At 63.1% G+C, this 10,845-nt stretch carries 16 protein-coding genes and 1 tRNA gene; 12 read left to right on the top strand and 5 right to left on the bottom strand.

Annotated features, from left to right (window positions below; all coding sequences use genetic code 11):
* Positions 1-1,157: GTP-binding protein (locus AUR66_RS08025; RefSeq protein WP_058571941.1), on the top strand; the 1,157-nt coding region annotated here is incomplete at its 5' end.
* Between the two features lie 34 nt (positions 1,158-1,191).
* Here the strand turns inward: AUR66_RS08025 and AUR66_RS08020 are convergent.
* The 3 genes from AUR66_RS08020 to AUR66_RS08010 all read right to left on the bottom strand — a co-directional run bounded on the left by AUR66_RS08020 (position 1,192) and on the right by AUR66_RS08010 (position 3,044).
* Positions 1,192-1,677: a hypothetical protein gene (locus AUR66_RS08020; RefSeq protein ID WP_058571940.1), complete on the bottom strand. Its 486-nt coding sequence runs from the start codon at positions 1,675-1,677 to the stop codon at positions 1,192-1,194.
* Positions 1,674-2,606, bottom strand: a complete 933-nt coding sequence (gene mch / locus AUR66_RS08015) for a methenyltetrahydromethanopterin cyclohydrolase (protein ID WP_058571939.1) — start codon at positions 2,604-2,606, stop codon at positions 1,674-1,676. The genes AUR66_RS08020 and mch overlap by 4 nt, the downstream gene beginning before the upstream one ends.
* Before the next feature lie 123 nt (positions 2,607-2,729).
* Positions 2,730-3,044 carry an MTH1187 family thiamine-binding protein gene (locus tag AUR66_RS08010; RefSeq protein WP_058571938.1) on the bottom strand — a complete coding sequence of 105 codons (315 nt, stop codon included), beginning with the start codon at positions 3,042-3,044 and terminating at the stop codon, positions 2,730-2,732.
* 104 nt (positions 3,045-3,148) lie between these two features.
* On the opposite strand from AUR66_RS08010, the gene AUR66_RS21845 reads away from it, so the two are divergent.
* From AUR66_RS21845 to AUR66_RS07995, 4 genes are all read left to right on the top strand, one after another.
* Entirely contained in the window at positions 3,149-3,316 is a 168-nt protein-coding gene (locus tag AUR66_RS21845) for a hypothetical protein (RefSeq protein ID WP_197409705.1), read from the top strand.
* Between the two features lie 58 nt (positions 3,317-3,374).
* Positions 3,375-4,433 carry a YihY/virulence factor BrkB family protein gene (locus tag AUR66_RS08005; RefSeq protein WP_058571937.1) on the top strand — a complete coding sequence of 353 codons (1,059 nt, stop codon included), beginning with the start codon at positions 3,375-3,377 and terminating at the stop codon, positions 4,431-4,433.
* A gap of 37 nt (positions 4,434-4,470) precedes the next feature.
* Positions 4,471-4,746, top strand: a complete 276-nt coding sequence (locus AUR66_RS08000; protein ID WP_058571936.1) for a DUF7130 family rubredoxin-like protein — start codon at positions 4,471-4,473, stop codon at positions 4,744-4,746.
* A gap of 78 nt (positions 4,747-4,824) precedes the next feature.
* Positions 4,825-5,079: a hypothetical protein gene (locus tag AUR66_RS07995; protein WP_058571935.1), complete on the top strand. Its 255-nt coding sequence runs from the start codon at positions 4,825-4,827 to the stop codon at positions 5,077-5,079.
* A 90-nt stretch (positions 5,080-5,169) separates the two neighbouring features.
* On the opposite strand, the gene AUR66_RS07990 is transcribed toward AUR66_RS07995, so the two are convergent.
* Complete coding sequence (locus tag AUR66_RS07990; RefSeq protein WP_058571934.1) at positions 5,170-5,439, bottom strand: hypothetical protein; 270 nt, start codon at positions 5,437-5,439, stop codon at positions 5,170-5,172.
* A 499-nt stretch (positions 5,440-5,938) separates the two neighbouring features.
* Positions 5,939-6,009, bottom strand: a tRNA-Gly gene (locus AUR66_RS07985).
* Between the two features lie 288 nt (positions 6,010-6,297).
* Here AUR66_RS07985 and AUR66_RS07980 point away from each other — a divergent pair.
* The 7 genes from AUR66_RS07980 to AUR66_RS07950 are packed head-to-tail and all read left to right on the top strand — an operon-like array spanning position 6,298 to position 10,778.
* On the top strand, positions 6,298-7,140 hold the full coding sequence (locus AUR66_RS07980; RefSeq protein WP_058571933.1) for a putative RNA uridine N3 methyltransferase: 843 nt from the start codon (positions 6,298-6,300) through the stop codon (positions 7,138-7,140).
* Positions 7,141-7,144: 4 nt separating this feature from the next.
* Positions 7,145-8,161, top strand: coding sequence for a 50S ribosomal protein L3 (locus AUR66_RS07975; protein ID WP_058571932.1), 1,017 nt, complete (start codon positions 7,145-7,147; stop codon positions 8,159-8,161).
* A gap of 3 nt (positions 8,162-8,164) precedes the next feature.
* The gene (gene rpl4p / locus AUR66_RS07970) at positions 8,165-8,911 is read left to right on the top strand and encodes a 50S ribosomal protein L4 (protein WP_058571931.1); all 747 of its coding nucleotides are present in this window, start codon (positions 8,165-8,167) and stop codon (positions 8,909-8,911) included.
* Positions 8,908-9,159, top strand: a complete 252-nt coding sequence (locus AUR66_RS07965; RefSeq protein ID WP_058571930.1) for a 50S ribosomal protein L23 — start codon at positions 8,908-8,910, stop codon at positions 9,157-9,159. The genes rpl4p and AUR66_RS07965 overlap by 4 nt, the downstream gene beginning before the upstream one ends.
* 2 nt (positions 9,160-9,161) lie before the next feature.
* Entirely contained in the window at positions 9,162-9,887 is a 726-nt protein-coding gene (locus tag AUR66_RS07960) for a 50S ribosomal protein L2 (protein WP_058571929.1), read from the top strand.
* 2 nt (positions 9,888-9,889) lie between these two features.
* On the top strand, positions 9,890-10,312 hold the full coding sequence (locus tag AUR66_RS07955) for a 30S ribosomal protein S19 (protein WP_058571928.1): 423 nt from the start codon (positions 9,890-9,892) through the stop codon (positions 10,310-10,312).
* A gap of 4 nt (positions 10,313-10,316) precedes the next feature.
* Complete coding sequence (locus AUR66_RS07950) at positions 10,317-10,778, top strand: 50S ribosomal protein L22 (RefSeq protein WP_058571927.1); 462 nt, start codon at positions 10,317-10,319, stop codon at positions 10,776-10,778.
* Positions 10,779-10,845: the final 67 nt, after the last annotated feature.

Genomic DNA, 10,845 nt, shown 5'->3' with positions numbered 1-10,845 from the left:
TGACCGGCCAAGCCGACGACGGCAACGGCGGGACCCGGTCGTTCCTCGACGTGCAACCGCACGAAGTCGAGCGTGGCCTCTCTGCCGACCTCTCGTACGCCGTCTACGGATTCGCCGACGACGGCCCGGTCCACATGCGCAACCCGCACCGCAAGTCCGACCGCGCACACATCGTCCAAGAGGCCGACCGACTGGTCTCGTTCGTCGATACGGTCGGCCACGAACCGTGGCTTCGGACGACGATTCGCGGCCTCGTCGGGCAGCGACTCGATTACGGCCTCCTCGTCGTCGCCGCCGACGACGGGCCGACACGGACGACCCGAGAACACCTCGGCATCCTCCTCGCGATGGAACTGCCGACGATAGTCGCCATCACGAAGGCGGACGCCGTCTCGGAAGACCGACTCGACGACGTCGAGCGTGAAGTCGAACGACTGCTCCGAAACGTGGGTCGAACTCCACTCAGCGTCGAACGCCACGGCGTCGAGGCCGCCGTCGAAGAGATTAGCGAATCTGTCGTGCCAATCGTGCTGACGAGCGCCGTCGAGATGAGCGGTCTCGACGAACTCGACCACATGTTCGAGTCGCTCCCGAAGCGAAGCGCCGCAGAGGGCGACTTCAAGATGTACATCGACCGGACGTACTCGGTCACTGGCGTCGGCGCAGTCGCCTCCGGGACGGTCAACTCCGGTGCGGTCGAGGCGGGTGACTCCCTCCTCTTGGGCCCGATGGCAGACGGGTCGTTCCGAGCGGTCGAAGTCCGCTCCATCGAGATGCACTACCACCGCGTCGACAGAGCGAACGCCGGGCGCATCGTCGGTATCGCCCTCAAAGGCGTCCGTGAGTCAGAAGTCGAACGCGGGATGGTGTTGCTTCCGGCGGACGCCGAACCCACCGCTGTCCGTGAGTTCGAAGCAGAAGTGATGGTTCTCAACCATCCGACGCGCATCCGCGAGGGGTACGAACCGGTCGTCCACCTCGAAACCGTCTCCGAGGCGGCCATCTTCCATCCCGAGGGTGGCCAACTGCTCCCCGGAGACACGGGAAAGACCCGCGTCGAGTTCAAGTTCCGGCCGTACTTCGTCGAAGAAGGACAACGGTTCGTCTTCCGTGAGGGCCGGTCCAAAGGCGTCGGGACCGTGACGAACGTGGAGTAAGCGGGCCTCTCGTCGCCCGTTTCTCGCCGTCGAATCAGTCGTCGACAGCGACGTATCCGTCTTCTTCTCGCCCCGCGAGTCCGAACAGTACCGCCCAGTCCAGCAAGTCAGACACGCGGCCACGCCAGCGTGTCTCCCACCCGTTCGGGTCACGGTGGCGCTCCCAGTTTGGGACCGTCGGTTCGAACGCGTCGAAGACGACGTCGACCGACTGTGGGCCCTCGTCGAGGGCGTCGAGAACCTCCTCGGCACCGAAGACGTGGGCGACGAACGCCTCTCTGAGGTCGTCGACCGTCTGCTCGTCGCGGATGCGCTCGAACCCGCGACTCGTCTCGCGGGCGAGGCCGAGTGACTGACAGAACACCAGCCAATCGCGGCCTTCGTCGGGCGTCACGTCTAACCGCGTCGCGAGGCGGCCACAGCAGTCGTCTTCGGACCCCGGAATCAACGGGACGGCGCGGTGTGCCTCCCAGAGGCGGTCCAGTCGGTCCGGTGCAGGGGGGACCGGCTTTCGCCTCACAGTCCGAACGACTCGGCGAGAACCTCCTCGTCTGTCTCACCGAGCGTGTAGGTGGGGCCGTCGATAACGTCGATAGTTGCCTGTGCGGGGCCGAACACGCCGGGGTCGACCTCGTCGAAGTCCCACTCGGCGTCGTCGAACACGTCTTCGAACGGGACGCCGTACTCGTCGCCGGCAGTCGAGATGGCCTGGTCGAAGTCGTCGAAGTCCTCTGCGACGGTGAGGTGGACTGTCCCGCCGTAGGCGACGGCGTCGTTCGTTCGACTCATGGCGACGCTCTCGTCGTAACTGACCGGGGCGAGTGGTGCCGACCCGGTGGCCGAGACGATACTGGTCGGTTCGTAGCCCGCTTCGAACAGGTTGAACACGGCGAGTTCGGCCGCACGGGCCGCACCCGTGACGCTCCCCGCGAGTGACCCCGTGGCGTACGTCGGCAGGAAGACGGCGCTGGGTTCGACACCGCACATGTCGGCGACGTGCTCTGCAACCTCGTCGGTCGGGAGGTCGATGCTCTCGACGGTGAGCGCCGTCAGGTCGAACTCGTCGTAGTACCCGAGGTGGTGGTACTCCTCTTCTTCGCCGACGAGGGCGCGCGCGGGGCCGGACCCGAGTCCGTCGTAGTCGTCGAAGACGAGTTCCCACCCGGCCTTCTGCGAACAGAGGAGGGCGAGTGCGGGGCGGTCAGTCGACAGTTCGACCACGGGGCGCGGTGTGCCCGCAACGTCACCCATTCGTGTCTGGACCGTCGCGAGGCCGGCGGTCTGAATTTCGGCGAGGAGCATCCCCGCTTCGACACCGCCGTCGGCGTCGACGCCGAAGTCGATGACCGTCGCACCGGAGTCGAGTTCGTAGCCCTCGATGCCGAGTTCGTCGGCGAAGTCGAGCGCCTCGTCCACCAGTTCGATGGCCATTCGATTGATGCTTTCCATGCGCGGCGATTACGCGCCTTCGGCTAAAGGGTTTGTCAGTCGGACGCTCTCCGACGTGCGTGGACGTGTCTCGAAGTGGGTCAGACGAGTGGTCGGGAAAGTAAGGTGAGAGTCGGACGCGACTTACTCGGCGTCGCGCTTGGCGGGGCGTCCGAGGTGGTCTTCGACCGCCGAAACTTTGTCCGCGGCACGCTGGTCGCTGGTCCGTTTGTCGTCTACCTTCAGGAACGTGCTCACGCGGTCACCGTCGACCGCTTTGTGCGCCGCGCCAACTGCGGCGAGGAGTTCGTCGATGTCGTCGGCTTCGATGACCGTCCCCATCGGGTTCGTCTCGTAGGATACGTCGAAGTCGTCGAGGGCGGCGACTGCCTTGGCGACTTCGCTGGACATGCTCCCTTCGATGACCGGTGCGACACTCAACATCGCGATGACTGTCATACTGTAGACTCCGTGGCGCGAGACAGTAAATCAAGGTGTTGAGTGTCTAACACGTCAGTTTTCGAACCGACGAGGCTTTCTTCCTGACAGTCATAGATTCTTGTATGTCTCGCAGTGGACTGACTCGGCTGGCACTCGTCTTCGTGGCGACGATTCTCACCGGAATCGTCCTCGGGTCGGCGATTGGCGGGGCCGTCGGGTACTCGACGGAATGGACGGCGACGGGTGCCGTCTTCGGTATCGCAGTCGGCCTCTTCACCTCGCAACGGTAGCCCCGGACAGTCGACTTTCGCGTCGGCCTTTTTCTCTCCGGAGGACGTATCGGATTCCATGAATCCACGGGTATCGCGTGCGCTCACGCTCACTCGGGCAATCTTTCACGAGGCGCGCGCCGAGCGGCTCACCTTCATGGCGGGAAGCATCGCCTACGGGGCGTTCGTCTCGCTTCTCCCACTGTTCCTCCTCGTGCTCGCCGCGATATCGATTATCGGGAGTGCCGACCTCCGACAGAGTGTCATCGTCCTCATCCAAACCGCCCTGACACCGGGTGCGGGAGACGTCATCATCGCCGAACTGGAGGCGACGAGTCGCCTCACGAGTCTCTCGCTCGTCGGTATCCTCGTCCTCCTGTGGGGGACGCTTCGCATCTTCCGCGGCCTCGACACTGCCTTCTCGGACATCTACGAGTCGGAGGCGGCCAACACGTTCGCCGACCAACTCAGAGACGGCATCATCGTCCTCGTCACCGTCTCGCTCGCCCTCGTGGCCGGCGGCATCCTCGAATCGTCGCTCCCTCACCTCGTCGGGAGCGTCGGATGGGTCGTCTACCGGAGTATACTCGTCTTGCTCCTCTTCGCGACGTTCTACCCGATGTACTACATCTTCCCCGACGTGGACGTGTCGTACCTCGAAGTCGTGCCCGGGACACTCGTCGCCGCTGTCGGGTTGACGGCCTTCGGGTCGCTCTTTCGACTCTACATCCACTTCAGCAGTCGGTCACCCGAATCCAGCGTCGTCGCCGGTATCCTCGTCCTCCTGACGTGGCTGTACTTCAGTGGCCTCGTCATCCTCTTCGGCGCGACGGTGAACGCTGTCCTCTCGAACCGCTCGCGCGACGTGAACGTCCGCCCACTCCTCGGCGGTATCCCACTCGACTCACAGGCCGCGCGAACGACCCGCCGAGAGGTGGTGCGGGCTATCGACCAGGTAGATGCTCTCGTCGCGGCAAACCCGGACGAAGACATCAGCATCAGCGTCGGAGACGAGACAGTCCAGATTCCGGGTCCCGAGAAAGTCGTCGTCGATAGCGACGTCAGTCGGTTCCTCCCGGAGGGACCGGTTCGGCTCGAACTTCGATGGTCGTCGTGGCCAGACAGTCAAGACGACTGACTACGTGGATTATCTGCCCGGCGGTCGTACATCTCGTATGGCCATCAAGACACCCGCGCATCCGACACGACCACTCGAAGGCGACCACACGACGTGGGAGACTGTCGAGACGAGTTCGACCACCGCGTCTCGGGCCGTCTTGCCACCCGTCGTCGTGGAAAACCGAACCATGAGTCACCACCACTTCGGCGAAGCACACCTCGTCTGGCAGTGCGACGACTGCGGCGAGGTTGGCACGCTGACCGCCTTCCCGACGTCCTGCCCGGACTGTGGGGCGGCGCGCGAAGCGCTGTTCTACTACACCGAGGACTGACAGCGTCCCCCAGTGGGTTGTGCGTCCAGCGTCGGTACCGACCGCGACCGTTTTCCCGCCCGCAATCGACCAGTGAGTATGTACCTCTCTCACCCCGTTCGACGGATGCGTGACGACCCATTCGACGACGAGACGGCGGAACTCCGGGTCGAACCCGTCGACGACGACGCCAGAGTCGCCCTCGACGACCACGTCGCGTCCCTCGGTGGGTCGATAGAGAAGGAACTCCAGTTCGGCGGCGTCGTAGTCGTCCTCCCCGAACTCGACGTAGCGGCACTCTGCGAACTCGACGGTATCGAACGAATCGAGACGGTCGATACGCTCGGCTACTAATTTCTTCTCTCGCACGTGCGTGACGCGTGTCGGTCGTCCCGTCTTCGTCGACGGCGCTTCGTGTGAAAATTCGAGTCGTGGGAGGGACGCTTACTCGAGGTCGACGGTGAGGTCACCACGCTTGCGGAACTGGTCGTGAGTTATCTCGAACGGTATCTTGACCGTCTTCGGGAGGCCCGGCGAGACGACGGCCTCCTGGGTCTTCTCTTGTCGTTTGTCTCCCGACTTCGCGACTGCCCGGACGGTCCGTTTTTCGTCGCCGTCACCGGAGTTTCGCAGTTGGACGACGGCGACCACGTTTCCGTCGGCGCCTCGTTCGAAGTTCCAATCCGTTATCTCGACCACTTCGGTTGTTGCCATACAGGAGCCACGACGAGTAAGTGTAAATAGATTGACTTAAATTCGGTGTGTGACCCGTTTTTCAGAAAGACAGTCACTCAACCGGCGGTATCTCTCGCTCATGAAGTTCGTTCGAGCGACACGCAGAGCGGTCGCTCGGAAGGTAGATTCGTTGGAGAAGTGCGTCGGCTGGGACTCACACGAGCAGAGCGAGTGTGAGTCAGGAGTACCACCGAGGCCGAAAGGCCGAGTCTGGTGAGACAGGAGTCCCGGGAACGAAGTGAGGGGGACTCAGGAACTCCCGGGAACGAACGAAGTGAGTGACCGGGTGTGACGGGAGTTCAGCGCTATGCGCTGCACGTCGTGAACGGAGTTCACGGGATTTGAACCAGAACCAGACGTGCTCGCTCACTTCGTTCGCTGTGCGCGACTGGTAGGGTTCAGAATCCCACCGTCTCGCACACAGCCTCACAAGACCGAGAGACACGGAGGTCTCTCGGAGGTTTGTGTTCGGAAGAAGTGCGTCGGCTGGGATTTGAACCCAGGTTGTGACCATGGCAAGGTCACGTGATACCACTACACTACCAGCGCATTCCGCGTGTATCGTGGCGCTTGCTGCGTTTCACGATAATGCCGGGTTCATAAATAAGACTTGCGAAACGGGGGAGAAATCGGGTGACAGCGCGGCACCTGCTACCACGTGAGATTCGGTTCTCGGGACCTGTCGAGAATCGTGTAATTCACTCACACACGTCGTTCGTCAATCCTCCACAAACTGGTGCGTGGGAGCCTCTATCACCCCAGATTGGATTCGCTACTCTTTTAGGTAGGCCCCCGGTAGAAACGCCACAGTCTAGACGATACGAGGATGAATCCGGCATGAAACTCAGCGTACTCGTGCCGACCTCACTCGTCCGGGAAGCCGAAGACCAACGCGAGGCAACTCGCAAACTTGGTTACGTCGCCCGCGCGGCGGCGGTCTTCCGGGCGAACGAACTCGTCATCTTCCCCGACGAAGATGGCGAAACCAGGTGGGGCGGCGAGTTCGTCGAAACCGTACTTCGGTACGCTGCGACACCCCCATACCTCCGGAAGGAAGTGTGGGGCAAGCGTGACGAACTCCGGTACGCTGGGATTCTGCCTCCCGTTCTCGTCTCGTCTACGACCGCGGGCGACTCCGACGAGTTGCCCGCGTTGCGAGAAGGAATCGTGACCGAGGTCGGACCTGACGACCGCGTTCGGGTCAATTGCGGAATGCAACACCCGATCTCCCTGTTCGTCCCTCCGGGGATGAACCTCACAGAGGGAGAGCGCGTCGCTGTCAGGATCTCTTCGCGAGAACCGGTCCGTGCGAGGATCGTCGACGAGCCCCTTCCGGGCTTCGACGTATCCCGCATGGACCTCACGGAAGCACTCGGCAGGCCAGATGCGGGCGTGCGAATCGCCACGTCTCGCTATGGCGAGCCGCTGTCAGTCCCCCGTCTGGGAGAACTGACTGCCCGCATCGCCGATGCCGACGGTATGACCGTCGTCTTCGGTTCACCGGGCCGTGGGCTTCCGGACATGCTCGGGATGTCTCCCGAGGATGTTGCAGACGTCGAACCCTCCGTTGGTCCGGGGTTCGACCTCTGGCTCAATACGATTCCGCGACAGGGCAGCGACGTGGTGCGAACTGAAGAAGCGATGTTCGCGTCACTCGCCTCCCTGACACTCACGGAGTGAATACATGCCACAACCAAGCAGACCACGAAAAGGCTCGATGGGCTTCAGCCCACGCAAGCGTGTGACCAAAGAGGTCCCGCGCATCAAGTCGTGGCCAAGTGACGATGGCTCCCCTGCACTGCAGGGATTCGCTGGCTACAAAGCCGGCATGACCCACGTCATGATGGTCAACGACGAAGCGGACTCCCCCCGAGAGGGTATGGAGGAAGCAGTGCCGGTGACCGTCGTCGAGACGCCACCGATGCGTGCTGTCGCTCTTCGCGCCTACGAGCAGACGTCGTACGGTATGAAGCCGAAGACCGAGGTCTGGACGAACGAGTTCCACGACGAACTCGACCGCGTCCTCAACCTCCCGGCAGAAGATACGTTCGAAGAAGACGCCGAAGCGCTTCGCGAAGCCGTCGAGGCTGGCGAAGTCGACGACCTTCGTGTCATCACGCACACGGTCCCGTCTGAACTCAAGAACGTCCCGAAGAAGAAGCCCGACGTGATGGAGACTCGCGTCGGCGGTGGCTCCCTCGTGGAGCGTGCCGACTTCGCCCTCGACCTGATTGCCGAGGGTGGCGAACACGACATGTCCGACGTGTTCCGCGCTGGCGAGTACCTCGACGTCGCCGGTGTCACGAAGGGTAAGGGTACGCAGGGTCCCGTCAAGCGATGGGGCGTCCAGAAGCGGAAGGGCAAGCACGCCCGTCAGGGCTGGAGACGCCGTATTGGCAACCTCGGCCCGTGGAACCCGTCCCGCGTTCGCTCGACGGTTCCGCAACTCGGTCAGACTGGTTACCACCAGCGCACCGAGCTGAACAAGCGCCTCATCGACCTCGGTGAGGGTGACGACGCCTCCGTCGAAGGTGGCTTCGTCAACTACGGTGAGGTCGACGGCAACTACGCGCTCGTCAAGGGCTCGCTCCCGGGCCCCAACAAGCGTCTTCTGCGGTTCCGCCCGGCCGTCCGGCCGAACGACCAGCCGCGCCTCGACCCCGAGGTGCGCTTCGTCTCTACCGCATCGAACCAGGGTTAAACCATGCAGGCAACTATCCGAGACCTGAACGGTGACGACGCAGGCAGCATCGACCTGCCCGAGGTCTTCGAGACGGCTTACCGTCCGGACCTCATCAAGCGCGCTGTCATCGCTGCTCAGGCAAACCGAAAACAGCCGTACGGTTCCGACCCCTACGCTGGCATGCGAACGCCGGCAGAGTCCATGGGAAGCGGTCGCGGCATGTCGCACGACCCACGCCAGAACGGTGTGGCCCGACGTGTCCCGCACGCCGTCTCCGGTCGTCGCGCACACCCGCCGAAGGCCGAGAAGGACCAGGGGAAGGAGATCAACACCAAAGAGCGCAAACTCGCCGTCCGCTCGGCACTCGCCGCCACGGCGAACCCCGAAATCGTCCGCGAGCGCGGTCACCAGTTCGACGACGACCTCGAACTCCCGCTCGTCGTTTCCGACGACTTCGAGGACCTCGTCAAGACGAAGGAGGTCGTCGACCTCCTGCAGTCCCTCGGCGTCTACGCCGACATCGAGCGCTCTGAGGACAACAAGAAAGTGAAGGCCGGTCAGGGGAAGCTCCGTGGCCGCAAGTACACCCGTCCGAAGTCCATCCTCTTCGTGACGGCAGAGGAGCCATCGAAGGCTGCTCGTAACCTCGCCGGTGTCGACGTCGCCACCGCGGCGAACGTCTCCGCCGAGGACCTCGCGCCCGGTACGCACGCCGGTCGCCTCACGCTCTTCACCGAAAGCGCCCTCGAGGAGGTCGCAGACCGATGAGCATCATCGAGCACCCGCTGGTCACCGAGAAAGCGATGAACCAGATGGACTTCCAGAACAAGCTCCAGTTCATCGTCCACGTCGACGCGACCAAGTCCGAGATTTCGGACGAAGTCGAGTCGCGATACGACGTGACCGTCGAGAAGATCAACACACAGGTCACGATGAAAGGTAAGAAGAAAGCAACCGTTCGTCTCTCTGAGGACGACGACGCGCAGGAAATCGCGTCGCGAATTGGGGTGTTCTAACCATGGGACGCCGAATTCAGGGCCAGCGTCGTGGTCGCGGCTCGTCCACCTTCCGGGCGCCGTCGCACCGCTACAAGGCCGAACTGTCGCACAAGAAGTCCGAACAGAAAGACACCATCTCGGGTACGGTCGTCGGCATCGAGCACGACCCCGCCCGCAGTGCGCCCATCGCCCTCGTCGAGTTCGAGGACGAACAGCGCATGATCCTCGCGCCCGAGGGAGTCACCGTCGGCGAAGAGCTTCAGATCGGCGTCTCCGCCGAAATCAAGCCCGGCAACACGCTGCCGCTCGCCGAGATTCCCGAAGGTGTCCCCGTCTGTAACGTCGAGCGTCAGCCCGGCGACGGCGGGAAGTTCGCCCGCGCCTCCGGTGTCAGCGCGCAGCTCCTCTCGCACGACCGCAAGGTCGCCGTCGTGAAGCTGCCGTCGGGTGAGGTCAAGCGCCTCAACCCCGAGTGCCGTGCCACCATCGGCGTCGTCGCCGGTGGCGGCCGCACGGAGAAGCCGTTCGTCAAGGCAGGGAAGAAGTACCACAAGATGAAAGCGCGCGGTATCAAGTGGCCGCGCGTTCGTGGTGTTGCAATGAACGCCGTCGACCACCCATTCGGTGGCGGTGGCCGTCAGCACCCCGGTCAGCCGAAGTCCGTCTCGCGGGACGCCCCGCCGGGACGGAAGGTCGGTGACATCGCCTCCAAACGCACCGGTCGCGGTGGCAAGGGAGGTAAGTAATCATGAGCACGCAATACCGTACCGGCCGCGAAGGTGAGTTCACCTACCGTGGCTACACGCTCGAAGAGCTGCAGGATATGGAGCTCGACGAAGTCGCGGAACTGCTCCCCGCACGTCAGCGGCGAACCATCACCCGTGGCCTGTCGACCGAGCACGAGAAACTGCTCGCGAAGGTCGAAGACAAGACGGAAGAGGAGACGGCGAACGCACCAGTGCGAACGCACCTGCGTGACATGCCGATTCTCCCCGAATTCGTCGGTCTCACCTTCGCTGTGTACAACGGTCAGGAGTTCGAGCGCGTCAAGGTTCAGCCCGAGATGATCGGACACTACCTTGGCGAGTTCCAGCTGACCCGTTCGTCAGTGACCCACGGTCAGGCCGGTATCGGCGCGACCCGGTCCTCGAAGTTCGTGCCGCTCAAGTAAAACCATGGGAATCAATTACAGCGTCGAGGCCGACCCGGACTCCACGGCCAAAGGTATGCTCCGGGACCGGCCCATCAGCCTCAAGCACAGCAAGGCCATCTCCCGCGCCATCAAGGGGATGACCGTCGCCGACGCCGAGGAGTACCTCGAAGCCGTCATCGACGGCGAGCGCTCGGTCCCGTTCAAGCAGCACAACTCTGGTGTCGGTCACCGAAGCGACATCGAGGGCTGGGACGCAGGACGATACCCTGAGAAAGCGTCCAAGGCGTTCCTCGAGCTCCTCGAGAACGTCCGCAACAACGCGACCGAACAGGGATTCGACGGACCAGCCATGGAGATCAAACACATCGCCGCCCACAAGGTCGGCGAACGTCAGGGTCGCAAGCCCCGCGCCTTCGGCCGGGCAGACCCGTGGAACACCCCAATCTGTGACGTCGAACTCATCATCGAAGAGGTCGAGGAATAATGGCTGACGAACACCAATTCATCGAGAACGGACTGCAGCGGTCCCAGATCGACGAGTTCTTCGCCGA

This window comes from Haloferax profundi (assembly GCF_001469865.1).
GTDB classification, from domain to species: Archaea; Halobacteriota; Halobacteria; order Halobacteriales; family Haloferacaceae; genus Haloferax; species Haloferax profundi.
This window is presented reverse-complemented; position numbering and strand designations above follow the sequence as displayed.